28 protein-coding genes are annotated in these 26,159 nt (G+C 64.7%); 13 read left to right on the top strand and 15 right to left on the bottom strand.

Annotation, left to right across the window (positions count from 1 at the left end):
- Positions 1 to 32 precede the first annotated feature (32 nt).
- The 9 genes from SO140_RS24445 to SO140_RS24405 all read right to left on the bottom strand — a co-directional run bounded on the left by SO140_RS24445 (position 33) and on the right by SO140_RS24405 (position 7,502).
- On the bottom strand, positions 33 to 422 hold the full coding sequence (locus SO140_RS24445) for a DUF4189 domain-containing protein (RefSeq protein WP_449377215.1): 390 nt from the start codon (positions 420 to 422) through the stop codon (positions 33 to 35).
- Between the two features lie 213 nt (positions 423 to 635).
- Positions 636 to 2,240: an NTP transferase domain-containing protein gene (locus tag SO140_RS24440; RefSeq protein WP_449377214.1), complete on the bottom strand. Its 1,605-nt coding sequence runs from the start codon at positions 2,238 to 2,240 to the stop codon at positions 636 to 638.
- Positions 2,237 to 2,938 (bottom strand): XdhC family protein, encoded by a 702-nt coding sequence (locus tag SO140_RS24435; RefSeq protein WP_449377213.1) that lies wholly within the window; start codon positions 2,936 to 2,938, stop codon positions 2,237 to 2,239. Before SO140_RS24435 ends, SO140_RS24440 begins: the two co-directional genes overlap by 4 nt.
- 2 nt (positions 2,939 to 2,940) lie before the next feature.
- On the bottom strand, positions 2,941 to 3,264 hold the full coding sequence (locus SO140_RS24430; protein ID WP_027525321.1) for an XdhC family protein: 324 nt from the start codon (positions 3,262 to 3,264) through the stop codon (positions 2,941 to 2,943).
- A 10-nt stretch (positions 3,265 to 3,274) separates the two neighbouring features.
- Positions 3,275 to 4,477, bottom strand: a complete 1,203-nt coding sequence (locus SO140_RS24425) for a vWA domain-containing protein (RefSeq protein WP_449377212.1) — start codon at positions 4,475 to 4,477, stop codon at positions 3,275 to 3,277.
- A gap of 112 nt (positions 4,478 to 4,589) precedes the next feature.
- Entirely contained in the window at positions 4,590 to 5,498 is a 909-nt protein-coding gene (locus tag SO140_RS24420; RefSeq protein ID WP_449377211.1) for an AAA family ATPase, read from the bottom strand.
- A 92-nt stretch (positions 5,499 to 5,590) separates the two neighbouring features.
- The gene (locus tag SO140_RS24415) at positions 5,591 to 6,397 is read right to left on the bottom strand and encodes an FAD binding domain-containing protein (RefSeq protein WP_449377210.1); all 807 of its coding nucleotides are present in this window, start codon (positions 6,395 to 6,397) and stop codon (positions 5,591 to 5,593) included.
- Positions 6,398 to 6,436: 39 nt separating this feature from the next.
- Positions 6,437 to 6,922 carry a (2Fe-2S)-binding protein gene (locus SO140_RS24410; protein ID WP_449377209.1) on the bottom strand — a complete coding sequence of 162 codons (486 nt, stop codon included), beginning with the start codon at positions 6,920 to 6,922 and terminating at the stop codon, positions 6,437 to 6,439.
- 133 nt (positions 6,923 to 7,055) lie between these two features.
- A complete protein-coding gene (locus SO140_RS24405; protein WP_449377208.1) occupies positions 7,056 to 7,502 on the bottom strand; it encodes an SRPBCC family protein in 447 nt (148 codons plus the stop codon).
- A gap of 169 nt (positions 7,503 to 7,671) precedes the next feature.
- Here SO140_RS24405 and SO140_RS24400 point away from each other — a divergent pair, with 169 nt between their 5' ends.
- The 3 genes from SO140_RS24400 to SO140_RS24390 all read left to right on the top strand — a co-directional run bounded on the left by SO140_RS24400 (position 7,672) and on the right by SO140_RS24390 (position 10,442).
- A complete protein-coding gene (locus SO140_RS24400) occupies positions 7,672 to 9,027 on the top strand; it encodes a 3-carboxy-cis,cis-muconate cycloisomerase (protein ID WP_449377207.1) in 1,356 nt (451 codons plus the stop codon).
- Between the two features lie 75 nt (positions 9,028 to 9,102).
- Positions 9,103 to 9,885 carry a 3-oxoadipate enol-lactonase gene (gene pcaD, locus SO140_RS24395; RefSeq protein WP_449377206.1) on the top strand — a complete coding sequence of 261 codons (783 nt, stop codon included), beginning with the start codon at positions 9,103 to 9,105 and terminating at the stop codon, positions 9,883 to 9,885.
- Positions 9,886 to 10,049: 164 nt separating this feature from the next.
- On the top strand, positions 10,050 to 10,442 hold the full coding sequence (locus tag SO140_RS24390) for a carboxymuconolactone decarboxylase family protein (RefSeq protein ID WP_449377205.1): 393 nt from the start codon (positions 10,050 to 10,052) through the stop codon (positions 10,440 to 10,442).
- Here SO140_RS24390 and SO140_RS24385 read toward each other — a convergent pair.
- Together SO140_RS24385 and SO140_RS24380 are read right to left on the bottom strand one after the other, a co-directional pair.
- Positions 10,404 to 10,922, bottom strand: a complete 519-nt coding sequence (locus SO140_RS24385) for a hypothetical protein (RefSeq protein ID WP_449377204.1) — start codon at positions 10,920 to 10,922, stop codon at positions 10,404 to 10,406. The genes SO140_RS24390 and SO140_RS24385 overlap by 39 nt on opposite strands.
- A gap of 226 nt (positions 10,923 to 11,148) precedes the next feature.
- Positions 11,149 to 11,310 carry a hypothetical protein gene (locus SO140_RS24380; RefSeq protein WP_254111720.1) on the bottom strand — a complete coding sequence of 54 codons (162 nt, stop codon included), beginning with the start codon at positions 11,308 to 11,310 and terminating at the stop codon, positions 11,149 to 11,151.
- 265 nt (positions 11,311 to 11,575) lie between these two features.
- On the opposite strand from SO140_RS24380, the gene SO140_RS24375 reads away from it, so the two are divergent.
- The 5 genes from SO140_RS24375 (at position 11,576) to SO140_RS24355 (ending at position 16,672) form a co-directional block, all read left to right on the top strand.
- The gene (locus SO140_RS24375; RefSeq protein ID WP_449377203.1) at positions 11,576 to 12,493 is read left to right on the top strand and encodes an ABC transporter permease subunit; all 918 of its coding nucleotides are present in this window, start codon (positions 11,576 to 11,578) and stop codon (positions 12,491 to 12,493) included.
- A gap of 12 nt (positions 12,494 to 12,505) precedes the next feature.
- Entirely contained in the window at positions 12,506 to 13,834 is a 1,329-nt protein-coding gene (gene livM / locus SO140_RS24370) for a high-affinity branched-chain amino acid ABC transporter permease LivM (protein ID WP_449377202.1), read from the top strand.
- Entirely contained in the window at positions 13,831 to 14,664 is an 834-nt protein-coding gene (locus SO140_RS24365) for an ABC transporter ATP-binding protein (protein WP_449377201.1), read from the top strand. Before livM ends, SO140_RS24365 begins: the two co-directional genes overlap by 4 nt.
- Entirely contained in the window at positions 14,661 to 15,401 is a 741-nt protein-coding gene (locus SO140_RS24360; protein ID WP_027525334.1) for an ABC transporter ATP-binding protein, read from the top strand. The genes SO140_RS24365 and SO140_RS24360 overlap by 4 nt, the downstream gene beginning before the upstream one ends.
- 152 nt (positions 15,402 to 15,553) lie before the next feature.
- On the top strand, positions 15,554 to 16,672 hold the full coding sequence (locus SO140_RS24355; protein ID WP_449377200.1) for a branched-chain amino acid ABC transporter substrate-binding protein: 1,119 nt from the start codon (positions 15,554 to 15,556) through the stop codon (positions 16,670 to 16,672).
- 78 nt (positions 16,673 to 16,750) lie between these two features.
- On the opposite strand, the gene SO140_RS24350 is transcribed toward SO140_RS24355, so the two are convergent.
- Complete coding sequence (locus tag SO140_RS24350) at positions 16,751 to 17,128, bottom strand: response regulator (protein WP_449377199.1); 378 nt, start codon at positions 17,126 to 17,128, stop codon at positions 16,751 to 16,753.
- Between the two features lie 290 nt (positions 17,129 to 17,418).
- On the opposite strand from SO140_RS24350, the gene SO140_RS24345 reads away from it, so the two are divergent.
- Together SO140_RS24345 and SO140_RS24340 are read left to right on the top strand one after the other, a co-directional pair.
- The gene (locus tag SO140_RS24345; RefSeq protein ID WP_474798532.1) at positions 17,419 to 20,199 is read left to right on the top strand and encodes a PAS domain S-box protein; all 2,781 of its coding nucleotides are present in this window, start codon (positions 17,419 to 17,421) and stop codon (positions 20,197 to 20,199) included.
- A 62-nt stretch (positions 20,200 to 20,261) separates the two neighbouring features.
- Positions 20,262 to 21,257 (top strand): P1 family peptidase, encoded by a 996-nt coding sequence (locus SO140_RS24340; protein WP_449377197.1) that lies wholly within the window; start codon positions 20,262 to 20,264, stop codon positions 21,255 to 21,257.
- Between the two features lie 146 nt (positions 21,258 to 21,403).
- Here the strand turns inward: SO140_RS24340 and SO140_RS24335 are convergent, their stop codons facing one another.
- Entirely contained in the window at positions 21,404 to 22,246 is an 843-nt protein-coding gene (locus SO140_RS24335; RefSeq protein ID WP_449377196.1) for an EF-hand domain-containing protein, read from the bottom strand.
- A gap of 257 nt (positions 22,247 to 22,503) precedes the next feature.
- Here SO140_RS24335 and rpe point away from each other — a divergent pair, with 257 nt between their 5' ends.
- From rpe to SO140_RS24320, 3 genes are all read left to right on the top strand, one after another.
- Positions 22,504 to 23,205 (top strand): ribulose-phosphate 3-epimerase, encoded by a 702-nt coding sequence (gene rpe / locus SO140_RS24330; RefSeq protein ID WP_449377195.1) that lies wholly within the window; start codon positions 22,504 to 22,506, stop codon positions 23,203 to 23,205.
- Positions 23,206 to 23,353: 148 nt separating this feature from the next.
- A complete protein-coding gene (locus tag SO140_RS24325; RefSeq protein WP_449377194.1) occupies positions 23,354 to 23,500 on the top strand; it encodes a hypothetical protein in 147 nt (48 codons plus the stop codon).
- Between the two features lie 203 nt (positions 23,501 to 23,703).
- On the top strand, positions 23,704 to 23,895 hold the full coding sequence (locus SO140_RS24320; protein ID WP_449377193.1) for a hypothetical protein: 192 nt from the start codon (positions 23,704 to 23,706) through the stop codon (positions 23,893 to 23,895).
- A gap of 100 nt (positions 23,896 to 23,995) precedes the next feature.
- Here SO140_RS24320 and SO140_RS24315 read toward each other — a convergent pair whose 3' ends face one another.
- Together SO140_RS24315 and SO140_RS24310 are read right to left on the bottom strand one after the other, a co-directional pair.
- Complete coding sequence (locus tag SO140_RS24315) at positions 23,996 to 25,435, bottom strand: serine/threonine protein kinase (protein WP_449377192.1); 1,440 nt, start codon at positions 25,433 to 25,435, stop codon at positions 23,996 to 23,998.
- A 3-nt stretch (positions 25,436 to 25,438) separates the two neighbouring features.
- A partial coding sequence (locus SO140_RS24310; RefSeq protein WP_498543308.1) for a metallophosphoesterase family protein occupies positions 25,439 to 26,159 on the bottom strand: 721 nt, incomplete at its 5' end.

The following is a 26,159-nucleotide window of genomic DNA, read 5'->3' as shown; positions in this document are numbered from 1 at the left end:
CCGAGCCATCACCAACGACCGCGTGCGGGGCTTCAACCCTTCGCGTCGCAGGCCCAGGCACGGATGACGCATTCCTTGCCGCCATATTTGTAGCATTCGCGCGTGGCGGCGTTGAGCGTCGTCGAGATCTTCGGCTTCACGGCGTAGCCATAAGCGCCGCAGGGATTGGCGAGATCGACTGACATCGCGGCGCAGGCGCGCTTCATGGTCACGGTCGTGCACTCGCCCTTGCACTGCTTTTGTGCGGCGGCGCGCGCCGCAGCTTCGCCGGGGAAGTCATAGGCATGACCATAGGCGCCGCACTTGCCGACCGCGAAGGCGCCGGCGGCGTGTGCATCCGTGACGTAGCGGGCCCCTGCCACAGCAACGCTCAGCCCAAAGAAAAACATCGCGCAACGGCGCGCGACGACGTTCGAAGCCATGGAAATTCCCCTCCCCCGAGGCAGGCGGAGGAGACCTTATCGGCCGGTCGTTTCCAGATGGTGAACGAGTGGTTGAAATCGGGAGATTGGGAGGCGGCAAGCAGACCCGATTTGTAGGGTAGGCAAAGGCGCTCTTGCGCCGTGCCCACCATCTTTCGTCGATTGGCGGGAGAAGTGGTGGGCACGCTTCGCTTTGCCCACCCTACGGCATCTCTATCCGCGTCTCGCGGCTTCCAGCGCTTGCGGCGTATCGATGTCGAGGAAGGCGCTCTCGCCATCGACGGGGACTTCGGCCACGACTTCCGCATGCTTGGCGATCAGATGGCGCGCGCCGATGTCGCCGTCGAGCGTCATCAATTCGCTGAAGAAGCGGCGCGACCACAGCACAGGATTGCCGCGGCGGCCCTCGCTGACGGGCACGGCAATCAGATTGCCGCGGTCGGGTGCAAAACTGTCGATCAGGCGGTCGACCAGCCCGGCATCGATCAGCGGCATATCGCCAAGGCAGACCAGCGCGCCATCGCAGGTCTCCGGCACGGCCGCGATGCCGGCCTTGACCGAACTTGCGATGCCGCCGGCAAAATCCGGATTGCGAACGAACTTCACCTTCAAGCCCCTAAGCGCCTGCTCGACCAGCTCGGCCTGATGGCCGGTGACGACGATCACCTCGGACGCCTTTGAGGCCAGCACCTGCTCGGTCGCGATCCGCACCAGCTTCTTGCCCTCGAGCTCGGCGAGCAGCTTGTTTGGCCCGCCCATCCGGGTCGACCGCCCGGCGGCGAGCACGATCGCAGCGACGTGGCTGTTGCCTTCGGTCTCGGGTTTTGCGCGCGGCTGCGGCCGCGTGACGATCTCCATCAACAGGCCGCCGACACCCATACCCATCAGCTCGGCGCGCGTCACCTTGATGCCGGCGAGGAGCCGCATTAGCACCCAGTCAAAGCCGTTTTCCACCGGCGAGCGCGCACAGCCCGGCGCGCCCAGCACGGGCACCTGGCCGGCGCGGCCGATCAGCAGCAGATTGCCGGGATCGACCGGCATGCCGAAATGCTCGATCGCGCCGCCGATCTCGGTGATAGCCGCCGGGATCACGTCGCGGCGATCGGCGATCGCGGAGGCGCCGAACACGATGACGAGCTCGGCGCCAAGTCCGAGCAGCTCCTTGATCGCCGCCGATAGCGCCGTCTCCTCATGCGGCACCCGCCGCTCGGCGATGATGTTAGCCCCCGCAGGCGCCAGCCGCTCGGCAGTGACGCGCAGCGTCTTGTCGACGACCTTGGAGGACAGGCCCGGCAGCAGCGTCGAGACCACGCCGACACGCTTGATCACGTAAGGCGCAACGCGCAGCACGTCGCGGCCAGCGGCCTTCACCGCGGCATCACGCAAACCGCCCTCGACGCCGAACGGGATGATCTTCACGGTGCCGACCATCTCGCCCTCGACCACCGGCTTGAAGGCGGAGAGCGTCGCAAAGGTAATGGCTTCATCGACATTGTTGATACGATCGACCGCCGCGCGGTCGATCACCAGCACGCCGGGGCGCGCCGCGAACAGATTGGCGCGGCCGGTGAAAGCGCGCTCGACATGGATGCCCTCGCCGCCAACAGCATCGGCAATGCTGGCGGCCGCGACGTCCTCGGAGACGTCGCCCTGCTCCATGCGTACCACGACGATGTCCTTGATGCCGGCGCGTGTCAGCGCCTCGACCTCGCCAGGGCCGATCGTCGTGCCCTTCTTCAGCACCAGCGGACCCTGGCGCAGGGTGTGGACCGTCACCCCTCCAATCGCATCCTTCGGACTCGCCGGGCCGAATTTCATGCCGCTACTTCTTTTTCTTTCGGAGGCAGGCGGAGTTGCGCCGTGATCTCGGCCATGATCGACACAGCGATCTCGGACGGCGAGACCGCACCGATCGCAAGGCCGATCGGCGCATGGATGCGCGCGATGTCGCTATCCTTCGCACCCTGCGCCCGCAACCGGTCGCCGCGCTTGGCATGCGTCTTCCGCGAGCCGAGCGCGCCGATATAGAAGCAGTCGCGCTCGAAGGCATGCAGCAGCGCGGGATCGTCGATCTTGGGATCGTGGGTCAGCGCCACGAAGGCGGTGTAGTGGTCGATGTTGAGCGGCGGCAGCGCGACGTCGGGCCATTCCGCGATCAGCGGCACGTCCGGGAATCGCTCGGCGCTCGCAAAGGCCGTGCGGGGATCGACGACCGTGACGTCATAGCCGAGCGAGCGCGCCATCGGCGCCAGCGCCTGGCTGATATGGACGGCCCCGACGATCACCATCTTCGCGGTCGGCGCATAGACGTTGAGAAACAGCTTCTTGTCGCCGGCCTCGACATTGCCGCTCTTACCCGTGCGGAGCTGCTTCTCCAGCTCGACACGCAGGGGATCCTTGGCAAAGTCCTTGGCCTTCACCAGCCGCTGCTCGCCGCTCTCGGTGTCGGTGACAAGGATGACCGGCCGCCGCGCGGCGCGCTCGGCATTGAGTTCGTGCAGGGTTTCGAGCTTCACGGCTAGCCAACCTTCTCGACGAAGACACGGATGGTACCGCCGCAGGACAACCCGACGTTCCAGGCGGTCTCGTCGGCCACGCCGAACTCCAGCATTTTCGGCTTGCCCGTCTCGATCACGTCCATGGCCTCGGTGACCACGGCGCCTTCGACGCAGCCGCCGGACACCGAGCCCAAAAACGTGCCGTCGTCGTTGATCACGAGGCTCGAGCCCGCCGGCCGCGGTGCCGAGCCCCAGGTCTCGACCACCGTTGCAAGCGCTACGCCATGGCCGGCCTTCTGCCAGTCCTCCGCCGCCTTCAGGATATCCTCGTCGCGATCGAGCATGGCCTACCTCTCAAGCTGCGGAACGGATCAGGCTGCGGTGATGCGGCGGCAGCGGCTGGGAGAGCGTCTTGATCAGCTCCTGGATCGAACTCAAATTATGCACCGGGCGGAATTCGTCAACGTGGGGCAGCATCATTTTGATGCCCTGGGCCTTGGCCTCGAAGCCGCCAAACCTGAGCAGCGGGTTCAGCCAGATCAGCCGGCGGCAGGAGCGGTGCAGCCGGTCCATCTCGAAGGCGAGCTTGGAGTCCGCCTCGCGCTCCAGCCCGTCGGAGATCAGGAGCACGATGGCGCCCTGGCTCAGCACGCGCCGCGCCCACAATTTGTTGAAGTTGTGCAGCGAGGTCGCAATCCGCGTGCCGCCGGCCCAGTCCTCCACCGCCGCCGAGCAGCTTGCCAGCGCCTCGTCCGGATCGCGCTGGCGGAGCGCACGGGTGACGTTGGTGAGGCGGGTGCCGAACAGGAAGACGGAGACGCGCTTGCGCGCGTCGGTGATGGCATGGAGGAAATGCAGGAACAGGCGGGTGTATTCGCTCATCGAGCCCGAGATATCCAAGAGCGCCACGATCGGCGCCGGCTTCTCGATCCGCCCGAGGCGGTGGATGTCGATGATGTCGCCGCCGGTGTGCAGCGAGGCCCGTAAGGTTCGGCGCAGGTCGAGGCGCAACCCGCGCCGATCGGGCCGATGCCGGCGCGTCAGGAGCTCGGCCTGCGGCAGCTTCATCTTCTCGATTGCGCGCAGCGCTTCGCTGATCTCCGCCGCGCTCATCTGCGCGAAGTCTTTCTTCTGAAGGATTTCCTTGTCGGAGACCGACAGGCGCAGATCCTGCTCCTGGTGCTGCGGCGTCTCCGTCATCTGCGGCTGCGACAGCGCCTCCTGGACGCGGCGGGAGGCCGGCGGCGGCTTCTTCTTGGCATGATCAGGCAGCGGCACCGAATCCAGCATGTGCTTCCACTCTTCGGAAGGCCTGAAGAACAGATTGAAGGCCTGCCTGAAGATCAGCGCATGCTCGTGGCGCTTGACGAAGATCGCCTCTAGCGTGGTGAAGACGTCGGCGCGGCTGCCGATGTCGATCACCTGGAGCGCGTTGACGGCATCGATCACCGCGCCGGGGCCGACGGGAAGACCGGCAGCACGAAGCGCGCGGGCGAAACCGACGATGTTGTCGGCGAACTGCTCGGTCTTGTCAGGCGCAAGGTGATTGATGGCCATGGTCTATCCCCTCCTCCGTCATTCCGGGGCACGCGAAGCGTGAACCCGAAATCCAGAGGTTGCAGCGCGAGATTCCGGTTTCGCGCTTTGCCGCGCCCCGAATGACGAAACCTTACGACTCGCTCGTCGCGTCCTTCAGCACCTTTTGCAAGGCATCGCCCTGCATGCGGACGATGTCGTCCTGATACTTGAGCAGCGCGCCCAGCGTGTCGCCGACGACCTGCGCCGTCAGCGAGCGGGCGTCGAGTTCGGAGAGTGCCGTCGCCCAATCGATGGTCTCGGCGACGCCCGGGGACTTGTAGAAATCCTGGTTGCGCAGCGCCTGCACGAAACGCACCACCTGCTGCGACAGCTTTGCCGAGATGCCAGGCACGCGCGTCTTGATGATCGCGAGCTCGCGCTCGGCGGAGGGATAGTCAACCCAGTGATAGAGACAGCGCCGCTTCAGCGCGTCGTGGATCTCACGGGTGCGGTTGGAGGTAATGATGACGATCGGCGGATGCGGCGCCTTCACGGTGCCGAATTCGGGGATGGTCACCTGGAAGTCACTGAGGATTTCGAGCAGATACGCCTCGAACGCCTCATCGGCGCGATCGAGCTCGTCGATCAGCAGCACCGGCGGGCCGGCAACGTCCGGCTCCAGCGCCTGGAGCAGCGGCCGCTTGATCAGATAACGATCGGCGAAGATGTCGGACGAGAGCTGCTCGCGATCGGTGTCGCCGGCGGCCTCCGCCATCCGGATCGCGATCATCTGTGCGGCGCTGTTCCACTCATAGACCGCGGAAGAGACGTCGAGGCCCTCATAGCATTGCAGGCGGATCAGCTTCCGTCCCAGCGCGGTCGACAGCACTTTTGCGATCTCGGTCTTGCCGACGCCAGCCTCGCCTTCCAGAAACAGCGGGCGCCCCATGCGCAGCGACAGATACGTCACCGTCGCCAGCGACCGCTCCGCAAGATAGCCGCGCGAAGTGAGGAGTTCGAGCATCGCATCGACCGATGCCGGCAGTGCCGCTGCAGTCATGAAAGAGCCAGTCTCGCTACGCCCGGTCCGGGCAACTTTTATTTGCGCATGATCTTGTCGGAAAACCGCTGCACACTTTTCCGGATCGTGCGCTACTCTTTGGCGTTGGCAGCGTCGACGGCGCGCCGCGTCAGCACCCCGATCAGGTGCGCACGATACTCCGCGCTGCCGTGGATATCGCTGTTGAGGCCTTCGGCCGGCACGTCGATGCCGTCGAACACCTTCGAGGAGAAGCGCTTCTTCAAGGCTTCCTCGAACGCAGTGACGCGGAACACGCCGTCCGAGCCGGCGCCGGTGATGGCGACGCGCACATCCGACGGACGCCGCGCCACGAACACGCCAACCAGCGCATAGCGCGAGGCCTGGTTGCGGAATTTGACGTAGGCCGCCTTCTTCGGCAGCGGGAACATCACCTTCGTGATGATCTCATCCGCCTCGAGCGCGGTCGTGAACAGGCCCTGGAAATACTCTTCCGCCTTCAGACGGCGCTTGTTGGTGACGATGGTGGCGCCGAGCGCCAGCACCGCCGCCGGATAGTCCGCGGTCGGGTCGTTGTTGGCGAGCGAGCCGCCGATCGTGCCCTTGTGACGGACCGCCGGATCGCCGATTCCGCCGGCAAGGCTCGCGAGCGCCGGGATCGCTTCACCCACGATGGCCGACGTCGCGACATCGGCGTGCTTCGCCGTGGCGCCGATCACCAGCGAACGGCCCTTCATCTCGATCGTGTCGAGACCTTCGATATGCGAGAGATCGACGAGATGCGGCGGGCTTGCGAGGCGCTGCTTCATCACGGGGATCAGCGTATGGCCGCCGGCGATCACCTTGGCGTCCTCGTTCTTCACCAGGAGATTGGCCGCCTGCCGCACGGTCCCAGGGCGATGATACTTGAATTCGTACATAATGGACTTCCTGATCGCGAGATGCGCGCGAATGTCGGTTTACGCGAGATCGGATTTCGCCATCGCCTTCGCGCCGGCGGCGATCGAGGCGACGATGTTCTGGTAGCCGGTGCAGCGGCAGAGATTGCCTTCGAGCTCTTCGCGAATCGTGTGGTCGTCGAGCTCGTGCCCCTTGCGATGCACGATGTCGATCGCGGTCATGATCATGCCGGGCGTGCAGAAGCCGCACTGCAAGCCGTGATGCTCGCGGAAGGCCTCCTGCATCGGATGCAGCGGCGCGCCGTCGGCGGCCAGCCCCTCGATGGTCTTGACCTCGTGGCCGTCGGCCATCACCGCGAGCGTGGTGCAGGATTTCACGGCCTTGCCGTCGAGATGCACGACGCAGGCGCCGCACTGCGAGGTGTCGCAGCCGACATGGGTCCCGGTCAACCGCAGATGCTCGCGCAGGAACTGCACCAGCAGGGTGCGGGGGTCGATATTGGCATTGACGGGATTGCCATTCACGATAAGGGAGATTTTGGCCATCAGGACTCTCTGGTCAGCACCCCGCCCTGTCAGGCGAAGCGGTTCTTATAGTTATTCCAACCCATCATATGGGCCATTGCACCTTCGGGCAACATCGCCCGAAATGCAGGCAGTTATGCCTTTAGGCGCAGAGCTAACCCTGTACCGCCTTGGCGAAATTCGCAAAAAATTCGTCGGCCAGCTTTTTGGCAGCGCCGTTGATCAGGCGCTGGCCGAGCTGCGCCAACTTGCCGCCGATCTGCGCCTCGACATCATAGGAGAGCAGCGTGCCGCCATCCTTCTCAGACAGCTTCACCGCCGCGCCGCCCTTGGCAAAGCCGGCCACACCGCCCTCGCCTTCGCCTGTTATCTTGTAGCCGTTCGGCGGGTCGAGATCGCTGAGCATGACCTTGCCCTTGAAGCGCGCCGACACCGGGCCGACCTTCATCTTGGCGACCGCGCGAAAACCGCCGTCTTCGGTCTTCTCCAGTTCCTCGCAGCCGGGGATGCAGGCCTTCAGCACCTCGGGATCGTTGAGCTTGGTCCATACGGATTCGCGCGACGCCGCAAGCTGAACTTCGCCGTTCATTGTCATGGCCATAGGCTGCCTCCCGTGATCACTGACGTAACGCTGCTCAAGTAACGCAGGGCAGCCGCAAAGGAAAGGGCGACCGACGATCACATGCAATGCATATTCGCAACTGCAAAAAGCTTGCGTGAACGGTTGGGGATTGGCAGACGCGGCCCATGGTGGTTAGGTCCCGCGCAACATGAGCACATCCCTCTCCCCCCTGCTTGCGCCGATGCTGTCGAGCGCCGCCATGCGCGCGATCTGCGATGATCGGGCTTATCTGCAAAACATGCTCGAATTTGAGGCAGCGCTGGCCCGGGCTGAAGCTGCCACCGGCGTGATTCCCGCAAGCGCGGTCGGCCCGATCGAAGCCGCCTGCAAGGCGGCCGCGTACGACCTTGCCGCGCTCGCCGAAGCCGCGACCAGGTCGGGCAATCTGGCGATCCCCCTCGTCAAGGCGCTGACCGCCGGCGTCGCCAGGGCCGATGCAGAGGCGGCGCGCTACGTGCACTGGGGCGCGACCAGCCAGGACGTCATCGACACTGCGACCATGCTGATGCTTCGCGCCGGGATCGACGCGCTGGACGCCGACCTCAGCCGCGCCATCAAAGGGCTCGCTGCACTGGCGCGCACCTACCGCAACACCGCCATGGTCGCGCGCACCTGGCTCCAGCACGCGCTGCCGAAGCCGTTCGGATTGAAGGCTGCCGAATATGCCGCAAGCCTTGCCCGCGCACGCTGCCGGCTGCGGCGGCTCCGCCGCGAAGGCCTCGCGCTGCAATTCGGCGGCGCCGCCGGCACGCTCGCAGCGCTTGGCGACAAGGGGCTTGTCGTCGCCGAGCGGCTTGCGCAGGAGTTGAACCTGCAATTGCCCGAAGCGCCCTGGCATACCCATCGCGACCGAATCGCCGAGGCGGCATCAAGCCTTGCGATTCTTGCCGGCAGTTGCGGCAAGATCGCCCGCGACGTCTCGCTGATGATGCAGACCGACGTCGCCGAAGCTTTTGAGCCCGCCGGCGAAGGCCGCGGCGGCTCCTCGACCATGCCGCACAAGCGCAATCCGGTCGCAGCGGCAAGCGCGCTTGGGGCTGCTACGATGGCGCCGCAATTGGCCGCGACGATCTTCGCGGCCCAGGTCCAGGATCACGAGCGCAGCGCCGGCCCGTGGCACGCGGAATGGCCGACGCTGCCGCAGTTGATGCTGGTCGCTTCCGGCGCGCTTGCTGCCATCGTCGATATCGCCGAAGGACTCGACGTCGACGTCGCGCGCATGCGCGCCAATCTCGACGTGACGCATGGCCTGATCATGGCGGAAGCCGTCACCTTCGCGCTCGCCGAAACAATCGGCAAGAGCGAGGCGCATCACCTGATCGAGTCCGCCAGCAAGAAGGCGGTCGCCGAGAAGAAGCATTTGCGCGACGTGCTCACGGCTGATTCGAACGTCACCGCGCATCTTGCGCCGGAGAAAATTGCGGCATTGTTCGAGCCGATGGCCTATCAAGGCGCTTCCCAGGCCCTGATCGACCGGCTGCTCGACAGCCTCGACCAAGATTAATGGTTTGAGCATGATCCTTTCGGAAAACCGCTGCGCACTTTTCCGGATCATGCTCCAAAACGGAGACCCCGCCATATGCCCATGATCGATGCCGACGGGTGCCTGCTCAACGTCTCCGTCGAGGGCCGCGACGGCGGGCCAACCCTGATGCTCTCCAACTCGCTCGGCTGCACGCTGCAGATGTGGGAGCCGCAGATGAAGGCGCTGACGCAGGTGTTCCGCGTCATCCGCTACGACCGCCGCGGCCATGGCAAGTCCACCGTGGCCCCCGGTCCCTATTCGATGGAGCGCTTCGGCCGCGACGTGCTGGCGATCCTTGACGACCTCAACATCGAGAAGGTGCATTGGTGCGGCCTGTCGATGGGCGGCATGGTCGGGCAATGGCTGGGCGCCCACGCGCCGGAGCGGTTTGGCAAGATCATCCTCGCCAACACGAGCTGCTACTACCCCGATCCGACCAACTGGCTGAACCGGATCAAGGCGGTCAAGGAAGGCGGCATCGCCGCTGTCGCCGATACCGTGATCGCCGGCTGGCTGACGGCCGACTTCCGCGAGCGCGAGCCGCAGATTACCGCGAAGATGAAGGCGATGCTGGTGGCCTCCCCGGTCGAGGGCTATCTCGCTTGCTGCGAGGCGCTGTCGACGCTCGACCAGCGCGCGCTGCTGCCGAAGATCAAGAGCCCGACGCTGGTGATCGCCGGCCGCCACGACATGGCAACCCCAATTTCGGCGGGCGAATTGATCCGCAGCCAAATTCCCGGCGCCAGCATGACCATCATCGATGCCGCCCACATCTCAAATGTCGAGCAGCCGCACGCCTTCACTGACGCGGTGGTCGGCTTCTTGACGCAACGATAGTGCCGCACGTTCGAACACCTCTCCCATCGGGAGAGGTCGGCGCAAAGCGCCGGGTGAGGGGTTATGGTCCCTCATGAGCACCTGAGCGCCCTCACCCGATTTGCTGCGCAAATCGACCTCTCCCCGATGGGGCGAGGTGAAGAACCGCCCAAGAGGAGAAGTCCATGGACGACGAGAAGCGCCGCGATGCCGGCATGAAGGTGCGCCGCAAGGTGCTCGGCAACGCCTGGGTCGACAAGTCGATCGCCAACCGCAATGCGTTCAACACCGATTTCCAGGACCTGATCACCCGCTACGCCTGGGGCGAGATCTGGACGCGGCCGCATTTCGACGAGCGGACCCGTCGCGTGCTCGTCATCGGCACCATGGTCGCGCTCGGGCAATGGGACGAATTTCGCCTGCACGTGCGCGCAGCGCTCGCCGAGGGCGGCTTCACCCCCGACGATATCAAGGAAATCCTTCTGCAGCAGGCGATCTATTGCGGCGTGCCGGCGGCCAACCACGCGGTCAAGGAAGCCTCAGCGATTGTGCAGGAGCTCGGCCTGCTCAAGCCCTAGCGACGCTGTCGATTCGACGCGCGGCTGGGCCGGCCGCTCGATCACCAGCACGATTGTCGCGCCGAGCAGCAGCAAGAGCTCGGTCGCGTGCAGCCTGAGGGCAGCCATCTCGCCGACCTTCGAGGCCATCACCATGCTCGCAAACGACATCAGGCTGCCGATGACAAGTGCAATGGCGAGCGCCTCGTCGGAGCCGCCGGCCTTGCGGACCCTGGGGAGCGAGAGCAGCGCCAGGAAAATGGCAAAGAAGGCCACCACGGTGAGGCGGCCGAGCGCCAGCAGCCACGCCGCGCGGACCGTGCTCATGCCCGACATCTGAAGCTGGTCGCTGATGAACAGCGCCACCGCGACGCTCGGCCGCTCGTAGAGGCCGTGCACGGGGGCGACCATGATATTAAAGGCAATCAACGTCCAGGCCGGGATGAAATAGGCGGCCAACACCACGCCATTGATTGAGCTGATCCGCCAGTTCTTCAGCATTGCCGCTTCCCGCATGATTTCCGTTGGGCCCGAGCCGGTCGGGGCCTTTTGCGGCAGCTAACTCCCCTCGACTTGAGGCGGCAATTTAAACCCTTTGTTTACCTTAACTGCCGTGGACAAGCCTCAGCCGGGCAAATGGAAAAAGTCCCGCCTTTCGGCGGGACTCTTACAACTCCAAAGTGCTTGCAACTCCAAGGCGCTTGCACAACTCCAAGGTGCTTCGGGATCAACGCTGGTCCTGACCATGCTGGCCCGGCTTGTCGCCCTGGCGCATCGGATCCTGTTGCTGCTGTCCGGGTTTCTGGCCACCACCCTGCTGCTGCTGATCGGGGCGCTGGCCGGGCTTCTGATTCTGCTGGCCCGGATTCTGATTTTGCTGCTTCGTCATCGCGGGAAACTCCCTTGTTGGACGCCAGAAGAGCATAACGGCCGGTGTCTATTTTGGTTGCCGGGGAACCGGGTTCCCTCTCCGGAGGTGGAACCCGGGACGCGAAATGAACTCTGTACAAGCCTTTATGCCAAGGCCAAGCCCAGTTGCGGCGGCCAGTTCCCTCCTGTTACAACAAAAGGGATGCTCAAGGGCTGCCGGGGCCCCAAGAACTCTCTCTCAAGAGCTCCCTTTGAGCCGCACCAAGTTCAGATAACGGCAGCCCATGGACTATTTCACCCAGCAGCTCATCAACGGTCTCGTCCTCGGTTCGATCTATGGCCTGATCGCCATCGGCTACACGATGGTCTACGGCATCGTCGGCATGATCAATTTCGCCCATGGCGACATCTTCATGATCGGCGGCTTCATCGCCCTGATCACCTTCCTGATCCTGGTTTCGTTCGGCCTGACCGCGGTCCCGATCATCCTGCTCGTCGTGCTCCTGGTCTCGATGGCAATCACCGCGCTCTATGGCTGGACCGTCGAGCGCATCGCCTACCGGCCGCTGCGCCACTCCTTCCGCCTCGCCCCGATGCTGTCGGCGATCGGCATGTCCTTCGTTCTGACGAACTACTCGCAGGTGGCGCAGGGCGCCCGGGTCAAGCCGATCCCGCCGTTGATCACCGGCGGCTACACGTTGCACGAGAGCGCGGACGGTTTCGTGATCCAGCTCTCCAACATCCAGATCGTGGTGGTCGTCACCACGATCGTGCTGCTGTTGATCTTCAACCGGCTCGTATTGCGCACGCGGCTTGGGCGCGACATGCGCGCCTGCGAGCAGGACCAGACCATGGCGGCGCTGCTCGGCGTCAATGTCGACCGCACCATCTCCATGACCTTCGTGATCGGCGCGGCGCTCGCGGCAGTGGCGGGCCTGATGTACCTGCTCTACTATGGCCAGGTCGATTTCAACATGGGCTTCGTCGCCGGCATCAAGGCGTTCACGGCGGCCGTGCTCGGCGGCATCGGCTCGCTGCCGGGCGCGGTGCTGGGCGGGCTTGCGATCGGCCTGATCGAGACCTTCTGGTCGGCCTATTTTTCGGTCGAGTACAAGGACGTCGCCGCGTTCTCGATCCTGATCATCGTGCTAATCTTCATGCCGACCGGCCTTCTCGGCCGTCCCGAAGTCGAAAAAGTCTGACGGGTCGCCCGCGTGACAGCTCTTTCGCAAGAAACGGTATCCGCAACCCGCACCGCAGCGGGTATCCCCTTCATCCTGAAAAAGGCTTTCCTGAGCGCCCTCGTCGCGCTGGTGCTGTTTTCGCTGATGATCGGCATCCGCACCGAGGCCGGTCCCGATGGGCAACTGACCTACTGGACGAGGTTCGGCGAACTCGCCTCCATCGTCGGCATCGTATTCGGAGGATCGATCCTCATCGAGTTGCTGCGGCAATGGATCGGCCCTGTCGGCGCCGAGAAGCTGGTGCCGCCCGCCGTGCATCGCGGCATGTCGATCCTTGGCCGGTACCTGGCGCCGGCGCTTCTGATCTTCACCCTCCTCGTGCCGGCGATCTTTTACAACCAACGCTACATCCTCGACCTCGCGATCCTTGTGCTCACCTATGTGATGCTGGGCTGGGGCCTCAACGTGGTGGTCGGGCTCGCCGGCCTGCTCGATCTCGGCTACGTCGCTTTCTATGCGGTGGGGGCCTATTCCTATGCGCTGCTCGCCACCAATTTCGGCCTGTCGTTCTGGATCTGCCTACCGCTCGCCGGAATCCTCGCAGCCATGTGGGGCGTTATGCTCGGCTTCCCGGTGTTACGACTGCGCGGCGACTATCTCGCGATCGTCACGCTCGCTTTCGGCGAGATCATCCGGCTCGTCATCATCAATTGGCAGAGCCTGACCGGCGGCCCGAACGGCGTCACCGGCATTCCGCGCCCCACCCTGTTCGGCATCCCGCTCGACAACAGCGACGATGGGCTCGCCGCAAAGCTCGGCATCGAATATTCGCCGACCCACCGCATCGTCTTCCTGTTCTACCTGATCCTGGCGTTGGCGCTGCTCACCAACTGGGTGACGATCCGGTTGCGGCGCCTGCCGATCGGCCGCGCCTGGGAAGCGTTGCGCGAGGACGAGGTCGCCTGCCGTGCGCTCGGCATCAACACCACTACCACGAAACTGACGGCATTCGCGACGGGTGCGCTGTTCGGCGGCTTCGCCGGCGCCTTCTTCGCAACGCGCCAGGGTTTCATCAGCCCGGAATCCTTCACCTTCCAGGAATCCGCGCTGGTGCTTGCCATCGTGGTGCTCGGCGGAATGGGCTCGCAGCTTGGCGTGGCGCTCGCCGCTCTCGCCATGATCGGCGGCTTCGAGCTGTTCCGCGGGCTTGAGATCTACCGCATGCTGGTTTTCGGCTGGGCGATGGTGCTGATCATGATCTGGCGACCGCGCGGCCTGATCGGCCATCGCGCGCCGACCGTGTATCTGAAGAAGGCGCAGGCCATCTCCTCCGACCTCGTCAAGGAAGGCCACGGATGAGCGGCGAGCGTATCCTCAGCGTCGATCAGCTCACCATGCGCTTCGGCGGCATCGTCGCCGTGCAAGACCTGTCGTTCGCGGCGGACCGGCGCAAGATCACGGCGCTGATCGGACCGAACGGCGCCGGCAAGACGACGGTGTTCAACTGCATCACCGGCTTCTATAAGCCGACCGGCGGCACCATCCGCCTCACCCACGATGACGGCAAGGAAATCGCGCTCGAGCAACTCAACGACTTCCGCATCGCCAAGCAGGCCAAGGTCGCGCGCACCTTCCAGAACATCCGCCTGTTTCCCGGGATGACCGTGCTGGAAAACCTGATGGTGGCGCAGCACAACATGTTGATGCGCGCCTCCGGTTTCACCTTCCTCGGCCTGATCGGTGCGCCGAACTACCGCAGTGCGGAGGCGCAGGCGATCGCTCTCGCCACCGACTGGCTGAAGCGAGTTAGCCTCCTGGATCGCGCCGACGATGCGGCCGGCAACCTCGCCTATGGCGACCAGCGCCGCCTCGAGATCGCGCGCGCGATGTGCACCGAGCCTGCACTCCTGTGCCTCGACGAGCCGGCTGCCGGCCTCAACGCGCGCGAGAGCGCCGCCTTGAGCGAGCTCTTGCTTTCGATCCGCAACGACCTCGGAACGTCGATCCTCCTGATCGAGCACGACATGTCGGTGGTGATGGAGATCTCCGACCACATCGTGGTGATGGACCACGGCGTGAAGATCGCGCAAGGCACGCCGCGCGAGGTGCGCGACGATCCCAAGGTGATCGCCGCCTATCTCGGCGCCGACGAGGAAGAGGCGATGGCGGTCATGGAGAGCGGGTCGTGACGGCGGCATCCCCCCTGCTCGCGATCCGGGGCCTGCGCGCGGCCTACGGCAAGATCGAGGCGCTGAAGGGCGTCGACGTCGAGATCAATTCCGGCGAGATCGTCGCGCTGATCGGCGCCAACGGCGCCGGCAAGTCGACGCTGATGATGACGATCTTCGGCAAGCCGCGCGCCCGCGCCGGGCAGATCCTGTACGAGGGCAAGGACATCACCGCCGTCCCGACCCACGAGATCGCGCATTTGCGCATCGCGCAGTCGCCGGAAGGCCGCCGCATCTTCCCGCGGATGAGTGTCGCCGAGAACCTCCAGATGGGGGCTGATGTCACCGACAGCACGCCGGCGGAACGGGAGAGCACGCTCGAGCGCGTGTTCGCGCTGTTTCCCCGCCTGAAGGAACGATTTGCCCAACGCGGTGGAACCCTGTCCGGCGGCGAGCAACAGATGCTGGCGATCGGCCGCGCCTTGATGAGCCGCCCTCGCCTGCTTATGCTCGACGAACCCTCGCTGGGGCTCGCACCGCTCATTGCGCGACAGATTTTCGACGCGATCCGCACCCTGAACCGGCAGGATGGCCTGACCGTGCTGATCGTCGAGCAGAACGCCAATCATGCCCTGAAGCTCGCGCATCGCGGCTACGTCATGGTCAACGGCCTGATCACGCTCGCGGGCAGCGGCGCCGAATTGCTGCAGCGCCCCGAAATCCGCGCCGCCTATCTGGAAGGTGGCCGGCACGCCTGACCAGGCCCGCCCTGCGCGAGAAAGCGGCTAGATATCTTTGCTAATGCCCGTATTTTGCCGGTGACTTCTCCGTAAATTCATTCAAGAATGGCGCCGGTTTGAACCGGACCAACCCGGCAACTCCCAACAAACGACCACCCGCGAGGTATCTCATGAAATCACTGAAGCTCATCGGTCTGGCATTTGGCGCGTCCGTAGCGCTGTCGACGGCAGCGTTCGCGCAGGATATCACCATCGCAGTCGCGGGCCCGTTGACCGGTACCGAGTCCGCCTTCGGCCGGCAGATGAAGAACGGCGCCGACCTGGCGGTGGCCGACATCAACGCCGCCGGCGGCGTCAACGGCAAGAAGCTCGCGCTCGACGCCGAAGACGACGCCTGCGATCCCAAGCAGGCCCGCTCGGTGGCGGAAAAGATCGCCGGCGCCAAGATCCCGTTCGTCGCCGGGCATTTCTGCTCGTCGTCCTCGATCCCGGCTTCGGAAGCCTATGCCGACGGCAACGTGCTCCAGATCACGCCTGCCTCCACCAACCCGCTCTTCACCGAGCGCAAGCTGTGGAACGTGGCGCGCACCTGCGGCCGCGACGACCAGCAGGGCCTGATCGCCGCGCAGTACATCGGCAAGAACTTCAAGGGCAAGAACATCGCGATCCTCAACGACAAGACCACCTACGGCAAGGGTCTTGCGGACGAGACGAAGAAGGCCCTCAACAAGGCCGGCATCACCGAGAAGCTCTACGAATCCTATAACAAGGGCGACAAGGACTTCAACGCGATTGTTTCGCGCCTGAAGAAGGACAACATCGACCTCGTCTATATCGGCGGCTACCATCAGGAAGCCGGTCTGATCCTGCGTCAGATGCGCGACCAGGGCCTGAAGACGGTGCTGATGTCGGGCGACGCGCTGGCCGACAAGGAGTACGCCTCCATCACCGGCCCGGCGGGTGAAGGCACGCTGTTCACCTTCGGACCCGATCCGCGCAACAAGCCGAGCGCGAAGAAGATCGTCGAAGCTTTCAAGGCGAAGGGCATCGATCCGGAAGGCTACACCCTCTACACCTACGCCGCGCTGCAGGTCTGGTCGCAGGCGGTGAAGAAGGCCGGCACAACCGATCCGAAGAAGGTCATGGAGACCATCAAGGCCGGCAAGTGGGATACGGTGCTCGGCCCGATCGAAATTGACGCCAAGGGCGACCTCAAGCAGATCGACTACGTCGTCTACAAGTGGGACGCCAAGGGCAACTACGCCGAACTCGGCGCCAAGGGCTCGTAACGAGAGTTCGCAACGCCTCGGCGTTGAGGCCATCCTTCCAAACGCCCCGGCTCGCCGGGGCGTTTTCGCATCCGGCAGTCAGACCGCGGCCTGGAGCTTGCCCGACTGCGCCGTCTTGAGCGCCTGGAGGAGATCATTGGGCCGGAACGGCTTCTGCAGGCAGACGACGTTGGCAAGGCCCGGTGCCTCCTCCATGAAGTCGAGGGCCGTCATGCCGGAGACGGCGACGATCGGGAAGTTTGGGGAGCTCTCGCGGATCGCCGTCATGACCTCGAGGCCGCTGGCGTCGGCCAGGAAAATGTCCACGATCGCCGCATCGAACGCCACTTCGCCAAATGCCTTGAGGCCGGCCGCGCCGCTCTCCGCCTCCACGACCTCGAAACGATTGACCCGGAGCACGATGGATACCATCGCCCGGACCTCCTTCTGGTCGTCGATCACGAGGATCCGGGGCATGGAACAACTCCCGTCGTCACGAAATGGTGTCGGTCAAGAAATCTGCCTCCCGGAACGGGATCCCGCCACAGCGGTAGAGGTATTATTTCCCCAGTCGGTAAAGACCAGCTTACCCGGTCTCGGCTGCTCGTTCTGGGAAAAATTAAGTAAGCTCTAACCTTCGGTTGAGTCGCGTATCTTCCCATCAGAGCGCGTGCCCAGACCCCGCTACCGCGCAGAGCGGTAGCGGGCTAGGATATGCTCCAAGGAGTGTCTGGAAGCGTCAATGGCGGTCCGTAAGAGAGGTGAACGTGCTGGCACCGAACGACCGAAGCACCTTTCTATCGACCTTGCCGGCCGCTCGGAGCGATCGCACTGCAGCATTGGCGATCGTTGGCGTCTCGTCGATTCTGTTCGCTTTGGCTGTTCCGTTCGCCCGAGTGCCGCTTGCGCGCGTTCCGGCCTTCGTCGCGAGTTACCAGTCCGCGCTTGCGATCATCGACATCGTCACTGCGGTGCTCCTGTTGTCGCAATTTGCGGTCCTGCGGACCCGCGCGCTGTTGATGCTCTCGACCGGCTACCTTTTCACCGCGGCGGCAGCAATTGCCCACGCCCTGACCTTCCCCGAGTTGTTCGCGCCAACAGGACTTTTGGGCGCGGGTCCACAGACCACCGCCTGGCTCTATATGATCTGGCACGGCGGCTTTCCGCTGTTCGTGCTCGCCTATGCCTGGCTGAAGGACGCCGGCGGTGGCGTCAAAATAAGGGGGGCGGTGCGCCCTGCGATCCTCTGCAGCATACTGGGACCGGCCGCGGCGGTCATCGCCTTTGTCTGGATCGTCACGGCCAAGCACGACCTGCTGCCGGACCTTTTGCGCGACGGCCACTTTACGCCAACGCAGATCGGTGTGATCTCGTTCGTATGGTCCTTGAGCGCCGCCGCCCTGGTCACGCTGTGGTTTCGGCGGCCGCATTCGGTGATCGACGTCTGGCTCATGGTTGTCATGTGCGCCTGGCTATTCGATATCGCCCTGTCGGGAATCCTCAATGGCGCTCGCTTCGATCTCGGTTTTTACGCGGGGCGGATCTATGGTCTACTAGCCGCGAGCTTCGTGCTCGCGGTGCTGTTGATCGAGAATGTCCGCCTGCAGGCGCAGACCATCGATTTGCTCGGCATGCTGCGACGGCAATCGGCCTCGGAGCGCGACCATCACGGCGAGCGCGAGCGGCTGTTCAGCTCGGTTGTGGAATCCTCCAACGATGCCATCATCACCAAGACGCTCGATGGCACCATCACCGCTTGGAATCGCGCCGCCGAGCGCTTGTTCGGCTTCTCCGCGACGGAAGCCGTCGGCAAACCGATCGACATCATCATGCCGGAGGGCCGCCGGGAGGAGTTGGAGGACATCCTCGCCCGCACCCGAAATGGCGAGGTCATCGAGCAGCACGAAACCGTGCGCGTGCACAAGAGCGGGCAGCCGCTCGACGTCGTGCTCAGCCAGTTCCCGCTGTGGTCGTCGGACGGCAAGATCATCGGCGCCTCCAAGATCGCCCGCGACATCACCGAGCGGAAGCGAACGCAGGCCGCGCTCAATCGCGAGGTCGAGGAGCGCCAGCGCATCTTCGAGACGTCGCAGGACCTGATCCTGGTCACCGACGGTTACGGCAATTTCGTTCAGGTCAGCCCGAGCGTGAAGGATATCCTCGGTTTCAGCCCGGAGGACATGATCGGACACAACGCGACGGAGTTCATCCATCCCGATGATCTCGAGGGAACGCGCGAGGAAATGCGCGCCGCGCGGCGCGGCCTGACCAAGCGCAGCTTCGAGGCGCGCTACCCCCACAGGGACGGGCATGACGTCACGTTGAACTGGATGGGCACCTGGTCCGACCCGGTGAAGCGCCATTTCTTCATCGGACGCGACCTCACCGAAAAGAAAGCGGCCGAGGCCCAGTTCAGGCAGGCGCAGAAGATGGACGCCATCGGCCAGCTCACCGGCGGCGTCGCCCATGATTTCAACAATGTGCTCACGGTCATCACGGGCACGATCGGGATCCTGTCAGACGCCGTCGGCGACCGGCCCGATCTGGCGGCGATCACCAGGCTGATCGATGATGCGGCTGAACGCGGCGCGCAATTGACCAGGCACCTCCTCGCCTTTGCCCGCAAGCAGCCGCTGCAGCCGCGCGAGGTCGATCCCAACGCGCTGGTCGTGGAAGCCGCCAAGCTGCTGCATCCGACGCTCGGCGAGCAGGTCACCATCTCGCCGCAACTGACCGAGGACGCCTGGCCGGCACTGGTCGATCCGAGCCAGCTCACCACCGCGATCCTGAACCTCGCCTTGAACGCGCGCGACGCCATGCCCGACGGCGGCACGCTGGTCCTGGAGACCCGCAACGTCTTCCTCGACGAGGGCTATGCGAGCATGAACGTCGACATCATCGCCGGCAACTACGTGATGATCGCGGTGAGCGACACCGGCACCGGCATTCCGGCTGAGCTGATCGAGCGGGTGTTCGACCCCTTCTTCACGACGAAAGAGGTCGGCAAGGGCACCGGACTTGGGCTGAGCATGGTGTTCGGCTTCGTCAAGCAGTCCGGCGGGCACGTCAAGATCTACAGCGAGGAAGGTCACGGCACGAGCGTGAAGATCTATTTGCCGCGCTCGACCGGCGTGCAGGAGACCCCGCTCGAGGCGATGCGGAACGTTCCGATCGAGGGCGGCGACGAAAAGATCCTGATCGTCGAGGACGACGCGCTGGTACGCCAATATGTCGTGACCCAGATCAGGAGCCTCGGCTACAACGCGCTGGAAGCGGCGAATGCGGCGGAAGCGCTGACGCTCATCGACGGCAATGCCGACATCGACCTGCTCTTCACCGACGTGATCATGCCCGGCGCCATGAACGGCCGCCAGCTCGCCGACGAAGCGGCGAGGCGTCGCCCGGCGCTGAAGACACTGTTCACGTCAGGCTATACCGAAAACGCCATCGTCCATCACGGCCGGCTCGATACCGGCGTGCTGCTGCTCGCAAAACCCTACCGCAAGTCCGAGCTCGCCAGAATGCTCCGCATCGCGCTCGCCAGTTGAGCGCAGCCTCCGCCTACGCTATCGCTGAAGGCACTGCCGCTTGCAGCGCCGGGAGTGCCGCCTTGAAAAACCTCCTCACCGACATCGCCGGTGTCCGCGTCGGGCACGCCCATGACGAAAAGCTCGCCTCGGGCGCGACCGCAATCGTCTTCGACCAGCCGGCGGTGGCGGCGATCGACGTGCGCGGCGGCGGGCCCGGCACGCGCGAGGACGCTCTGCTCGATCTTGCCAACACGGTCGAGCGCGTCGATGCGATCGCGCTGTCGGGCGGCTCCGCCTTCGGGCTCGAGACTGGCGGCGGCGTACAGGCCTGGCTCGCCGAGCAGGGCCGCGGATTCCGGGTCCGCGAGGCGCTGATCCCGATCGTACCGGGCGCGATCCTGTTCGATCTTCTCAATGGCGGCGACAAGGCCTGGGGACGCTTCCCGCCCTACCGCGACCTCGGCTACGCCGCGGCAGCCTCGGCCGGCGTGGACTTCGCGCTCGGCAACGTCGGCGCGGGCCTCGGCGCCACCACGGCGAATTTCAAGGGCGGGCTCGGCTCGGCGTCCGCCGTGACCAGCAACGGCATCAAGGTCGCGGCAATCGCCGCCGTCAACGCAGTCGGCAGCGTCACCGTGGGCGACGGCCCCTGGTTCTGGGCCGCGCCGTTCGAGGTGGGCGGCGAGTTCGGCGGACGCGGCCTGCCGGATAGCTTCACGGATGACATGCTCAAGATGCGCATCAAGGGCGGGCCGGCCGCCAGTGCGCGCGAGAACACGACGATCGGTCTCGTGGTCACCGACGCAACGCTGACCAAGGCGCAAGCCAAGCGCCTCGCCATGATCGGGCAGACCGGCTTTGCCCGTGCGATCTATCCGGTGCATGCACCCACCGACGGCGACGTGCTGTTTGCCGCAGCGACCTGCGAGAAGGCGATCGATCCGATCGTCGACCTCACCGAGGTCGGCATGGTCGCAGCCAACGTCGTGGCGCGCGCGATTGCGCGTGGCGTGTACAGCGCCACGGCGTTGCCGTTCGCCGCTGCGCTACCTTCGTGGAGGGATCGGTTCGGTTAGTCCAACACTCGTCACCGCCCGGGCTCGACCGGGCGGTCCAGTATTCCAGAGACAATGACGCACACGGAGAGGCCGCGGCGTACTGGGTGCCCCGGTCAAGCCGGGGCACGACACCCGAAATTCGGCCGGAGCAGTCCGCTCTCTCGTCAGACGCTCACCGACAGCGACGAGGCCGCGGTGGCCGACAATTGCTGCGCCTCGCGCTGGATCATCTGCTCGATCCAGTTGTAGGACGAGGTCGCCGCGTTCGAGCCGCTGGAGTTGGAGCCGGAGCTCGATGAGCTCGATGCAGCCGGCGTCGTCATCGAGACCTTCGAGCCGTCGGCATAGGTGACGGTGGTCGTGGTCGAGCCGTCGCTATTGGTCACGGACGTCGAGGTCGCCCCGGTCAACGGATCGGAGCCGCCGTCCGAGCCGCTGGAGCTGGCGTCTCCGGAGCCGCTGGAGCTGCCGGCGCTTTCGGCATGGTGGTGACCGTGATGCCCACCCTGCAGCGCCTTCGACATCTCGTCGAGGCTGACGCTGCCGTCGCCATTGGTGTCGAGCTTGGAGAAGACGTCGTCGGCCTGCGCCACATTGGTGCCGCCCGCGCCCAGCGCGTTTTCGAATTCCGATTTGGTGATACTGCCGTCGCCATCAGCATCGATCTGCGAGAACAGATCCTTCAGCGCGTCCTGCGGACTCATCGACGTCGACGATGAGCTCGTTGAGGAGCTCGACGAGGTCGAGCTGGAGGAGCTGCTCGTGCTCACCGACGACTGGCTTTGCGCCGCAATCAGCGCGCTCATCGTCTCAGGCGAGATCTGCGGACAGTTGCCGGAGTTGACCGACGAGCTCGCGCCACTCGTCGTGCTGCTGCCGCTGTCGATCGAGAACGGGTTGGTCGCCCCTTGCGTGGAGCCTGTCTGCTGCGTCGAGGACGTCTTCGAGGACGTCAACGACTGCAACGCGTCGAGCGCACCCGACACGGCACCAAGGGCGAACAACATTCGACAACTCCGGACGATGCGGCAAGCCGCGGCCAATGCTCCAGTCCAGTCAGCAAGCGTCGTGCCAGCGCAAAAACCTCAATCAAATCCGGCTTTGCCGCGCCTTGGGCCGCCAGGGAACACCGGCAATTCGTGCCGGTTACGGCAGAATTTTCCGCCCACAGGAAGCGCCTCCCCCTGCATTGCCCCCCCCGCATCGCCCATGTTAGGCGAGGCCCATCGTCACACGGCCCAACACTTTTCGGGAAACTGTGCCCATGACCCAAGCCCTCGCACTCCGCCCCCTGGTGATCGCGCCGTCGATCCTGGCGTCGGATTTTTCCAGGCTCGGCGAAGAGGTGCGCGCGGTCGATGCCGCCGGCGCCGACTGGATGCATCTCGACGTCATGGACGGGCATTTTGTTCCGAACATCTCGTATGGCCCCGACGTCATCATGGCGATGCGTCCGCACACCAAGAAGATCTTCGATGCGCATCTGATGATCGCGCCCTGCGATCCCTACCTGGAGGCCTTCGCCAAGGCCGGCTGCGACCACATCACTGTGCATGCGGAGGCAGGTCCTCACCTGCACCGCTCGCTCCAGGCGATCCGCGCGCTCGGCAAGAAGGCCGGGGTCTCACTCAACCCGGGCACGCCGATCAGCGCGATTGAATACGTCGTCGACCTGATCGATCTCGTGCTGGTGATGTCGGTCAATCCCGGCTTCGGCGGCCAGGCCTTCATTCCCTCCGCGCTCGGCAAGATCCGCGACATCCGCGCGATGACCGCAGGCAGGCCGATCGACATCGAGGTCGATGGCGGCGTCGGGCCCGACGTCGCGGGTGCCCTTGCTGCGGCCGGTGCGAACGCATTCGTCGCCGGCACTGCGGTGTTCCGCGGCGGCACGCAAGAGGCCTATAAGACCAACATCGCCGCGATCCGCGATGCGGCCGCAAACGCGCGCGGTGAAGCGATCTGAACCCGCGCGGACGAAATACCTCGCGGGTTTCTACGGGTGTTGCACCGCGACAAACTTAAGATTGCCTTAAACCCCGTAGTCATCCCAGCTTCCCTGATTCGTACAAATCAATGCACAAGAGCGCTCCCCTTTTCGACGGGAGTACCTCATGACGGCGACCCTGGTCTGGATTGGCGTGGCGTTGTGGCTCGGCTTGAATGCCGTGACTGCGGCGCGCCGCGTCCATGTAGCGCCCCCGGTGAAGGTCGCATCTCGTTCCGCCCGCATCATCCACCTCAATCGCCACCGGGGCTGAACGCCCGTGAAGGTCGCGATCGCGAAACGTCAACCGAAGCGCAGGTGCCGCATCCCGCGGCGCCCGCATCCGGACCTCGATTATTTCTTCGGTCGCTACGAGCGTACAGCGTGCGAAGCCAACGATGACACCGGGTCCGAGATCGTGGACCTGGACCAGTTCGGGTCACCGCGTCAGCACTGATTTTTTTTTGGAATTGCCTGATGAAACCGCTTTGCCCCAACTGCCTGAACGAGATGTCGAAGGCAGCCTCCTCCGGCAATCTGTTCAATTGTGAACCCTGCCGCGAGATCATCCAGTTCTTCGGCGTCGGTCCCGACCGCAGCAACGCCGGCCCGGACTTCTGGCTGCCCGTCCGCCGCAAGCGCGATGGTCACGCTGCCCACGCCCTCTGAACTGCGCACTACCTTTTTGTCTGCGCATGATCTCCGCGTAAACGCATTCCGCGTTTGTCGCGCCGGAAAACCGCTACACACTTTTCCGGATCATGCGCAGCTAGCCCGCGGCTTCGTCCGCCCTCACCTCTTCTGAATCCGCGGCCATCCTCGGCGGCCGCACCACGGTGACGGTGCAGGTTGCTTCGGAGGCGACCTTCGATGAAACGCTGCCGAGCAGCGTGCGCCTGAACGAGCTCTGCCGCGCGCCGATGATGACGTGGTCGACCTGGTTGATCTCGGCGAATTCCAGGATCGCGGCGGCCGGATCGATCGCCTCCAGCACATGAACCGTGAGCCGGCTCTCGTCGAGCTTGAGCGGCGTTGCCCAATGCCTGAGCGCGACCATCCGGTCGATATGCTTGTTGGATCCGTCTTCGTCGAGCGTCCGGTCGATCACGAGACGGTTCAGCTTCAGCACGTTGACGCAGGCGAGCCGCGCCGAGGGTAGCGTAGCCAGGATCCGTTCGGTCGTGACGAGCAGCGCCTCGTTCAATTCGGGCGCGCCCTCGGCGGTGTCGAGCGCGATTGCAAGGATCGGGCTCGAGGCAATCTGCGCCGCCACATCCGATTTCGGCCGCGGCTGCGTCACCTCCTGATTGAAGCGCCGCCGCCAGGCGACCGAGAGCGGATCGCGCTTCAGTCGCTCCGAGCGCGCGGTAAGCCTGACCTTGTCGGGATGGGTGAGATCGAAGGCGAGCTGCGAGGCGGTCGGATAGCGCCGGACCGGCTCGATCTCCAGGCATCGAAGCACGATTTCCTGAAGCCAGGGCGGATAATCGGGACGCAAGTTGCGCGGCGGATGCGGATCGCGCCACAGCCGGCGTCGCATTGCGCGCAGTGTCTCGCCCTCGCCGAAGGGACGCTCGCCCGTAGTGAAGAAATAGAGCAGCACGCCCAGCGAAAACAGATCGCTGCGCGGATCGTCGCGCAGGCCCAACAGCCGCTCCGGTGCCATATACGGCGCGGTGCCGTAGGGCAGCCGGAACTCCTCCTGCAACAAGTCCGGCAGATGGTCGTGATGCGACAGCCCAAAGTCGATCAGCACCGCCTCGCCGCTTGCCCGGAACATGATGCTGCTCGGCTTGATGTCGTGGTGGATCACGTTCTGCCGGTGCAGATCGGCCAGCGCGGTCGCGATCTTTGCGACCAGCACGCGCGCCTCCTCATACGGCAACGGCAGGTCGGGCAGCCGCGGATAGAGCGTGGTGCCGGGAAGCTGCTCGATCACGACATAGGCCTGGCGCGCGAAATCGCCGGTGCCGAAGCAGTGTGGCACGTGCGGGCCGGAGAGCCGCGGCAGGATCATCTGCTCCATCTCGAAGGAGACGATGGCGGCCGGGTCCTCGCCCTCGGACACCCGCGGAACTTTCATCAGAAGCGGCGCGTCGATGCCGGGATGGGTGACCGCCCACAGCGTCGCCATGCCGCCGGCATGCACGCATTCACCGACGGTGAAGCCGTCGATCTCAGCTCCGACCTTGACCAGGGATTTTGGCATCGCTCAGCGTCCCTGCGACAACCGGTCGGCCAGCCAATGCGGCAGGCCGTTCTCTCGGATCCGGCTCGCCGCCACCTCGATGTCATAGGGTGCCCGGCAATAGGTGATCTGACAGCTCTCGGTGTCGAACAGCGTAAAGCAGGCGGAGGGATCGGCGTCGCGCGGCTGGCCGACCGAGCCCATCACCGCGAGCCATTGCCGGCCGCGCAAGAGCTGCACGGGAACGTCGGTCTTGGGTACGAAGCTCGTCATCTTCGCGGTCACCGACATCGAATAAAGCGCCGGGCGATGGACGTGGCCGCAGAAAGTGACGTGGCACGGCGTCGCGATCAGGCTTTTTGCGGCGTCCGTCGTCGAGCGGACATAGTGCCATCGCGTCGGGTGCGAGGCTTCCGAATGCACATAGAGGCGGTCGTCATCCTCGACGAACATCGGCAGCTCCGCGAGGAAGCGCCGCTGCGCGGCATCGAGCCGGCCGCGAGTCCATTCGATCGCGATCTGCGCCTCGGCGTTCATGGTCTCGGCCGACGATTGGACCGCCTGGTCGTGATTGCCGCGGACAGCGACGGCGCCGTGAGCCACCAGTTCCATCGCGGTATCGACAACCCATTCCGGATCGGCGCCATAGCCGACGAAATCGCCAAGCAGGATGAAGCGCTCCGCACCGCGCTCGCGCGCCGCCTTCAGGCACACGTCAAAAGCCTGCCGGTTGCCATGGATATCC

This window comes from Bradyrhizobium sp. UFLA05-108, assembly GCF_059803455.1.
The sequence above is the reverse complement of the archived record's forward strand: the minus strand, read 5'-3'. Positions and strand labels throughout refer to the sequence as shown.

Excerpts from the sequence above, each read along its gene's own strand:
- SO140_RS24355 (WP_449377200.1), top strand. The coding sequence starts at position 15,554 with ATGAAATCACTGAAGCTCATCGGTCTGGCATTTGGCGCGTCCGTAGCG.
- SO140_RS24400 (WP_449377207.1), top strand. The coding sequence starts at position 7,672 with ATGAGCACATCCCTCTCCCCCCTGCTTGCGCCGATGCTGTCGAGCGCC.
- SO140_RS24320 (WP_449377193.1), top strand. The coding sequence starts at position 23,704 with ATGAAACCGCTTTGCCCCAACTGCCTGAACGAGATGTCGAAGGCAGCC.
- SO140_RS24430 (WP_027525321.1), bottom strand. The coding sequence starts at position 3,264 with ATGCTCGATCGCGACGAGGATATCCTGAAGGCGGCGGAGGACTGGCAG.
- SO140_RS24385 (WP_449377204.1), bottom strand. The coding sequence starts at position 10,922 with ATGCTGAAGAACTGGCGGATCAGCTCAATCAATGGCGTGGTGTTGGCC.
- SO140_RS24445 (WP_449377215.1), bottom strand. The coding sequence starts at position 422 with ATGGCTTCGAACGTCGTCGCGCGCCGTTGCGCGATGTTTTTCTTTGGG.
- SO140_RS24425 (WP_449377212.1), bottom strand. The coding sequence starts at position 4,477 with ATGGCCATCAATCACCTTGCGCCTGACAAGACCGAGCAGTTCGCCGAC.
- SO140_RS24315 (WP_449377192.1), bottom strand. The coding sequence starts at position 25,435 with ATGCCAAAATCCCTGGTCAAGGTCGGAGCTGAGATCGACGGCTTCACC.
- SO140_RS24410 (WP_449377209.1), bottom strand. The coding sequence starts at position 6,922 with ATGGCCAAAATCTCCCTTATCGTGAATGGCAATCCCGTCAATGCCAAT.
- SO140_RS24390 (WP_449377205.1), top strand. The coding sequence starts at position 10,050 with ATGGACGACGAGAAGCGCCGCGATGCCGGCATGAAGGTGCGCCGCAAG.
- SO140_RS24420 (WP_449377211.1), bottom strand. The coding sequence starts at position 5,498 with ATGACTGCAGCGGCACTGCCGGCATCGGTCGATGCGATGCTCGAACTC.
- rpe (WP_449377195.1), top strand. The coding sequence starts at position 22,504 with ATGACCCAAGCCCTCGCACTCCGCCCCCTGGTGATCGCGCCGTCGATC.
- SO140_RS24415 (WP_449377210.1), bottom strand. The coding sequence starts at position 6,397 with ATGTACGAATTCAAGTATCATCGCCCTGGGACCGTGCGGCAGGCGGCC.
- SO140_RS24440 (WP_449377214.1), bottom strand. The coding sequence starts at position 2,240 with ATGAAATTCGGCCCGGCGAGTCCGAAGGATGCGATTGGAGGGGTGACG.
- SO140_RS24350 (WP_449377199.1), bottom strand. The coding sequence starts at position 17,128 with ATGCCCCGGATCCTCGTGATCGACGACCAGAAGGAGGTCCGGGCGATG.
- SO140_RS24380 (WP_254111720.1), bottom strand. The coding sequence starts at position 11,310 with ATGACGAAGCAGCAAAATCAGAATCCGGGCCAGCAGAATCAGAAGCCC.
- SO140_RS24375 (WP_449377203.1), top strand. The coding sequence starts at position 11,576 with ATGGACTATTTCACCCAGCAGCTCATCAACGGTCTCGTCCTCGGTTCG.
- pcaD (WP_449377206.1), top strand. The coding sequence starts at position 9,103 with ATGCCCATGATCGATGCCGACGGGTGCCTGCTCAACGTCTCCGTCGAG.
- SO140_RS24405 (WP_449377208.1), bottom strand. The coding sequence starts at position 7,502 with ATGGCCATGACAATGAACGGCGAAGTTCAGCTTGCGGCGTCGCGCGAA.
- SO140_RS24365 (WP_449377201.1), top strand. The coding sequence starts at position 13,831 with ATGAGCGGCGAGCGTATCCTCAGCGTCGATCAGCTCACCATGCGCTTC.
- SO140_RS24335 (WP_449377196.1), bottom strand. The coding sequence starts at position 22,246 with ATGTTGTTCGCCCTTGGTGCCGTGTCGGGTGCGCTCGACGCGTTGCAG.
- SO140_RS24325 (WP_449377194.1), top strand. The coding sequence starts at position 23,354 with ATGACGGCGACCCTGGTCTGGATTGGCGTGGCGTTGTGGCTCGGCTTG.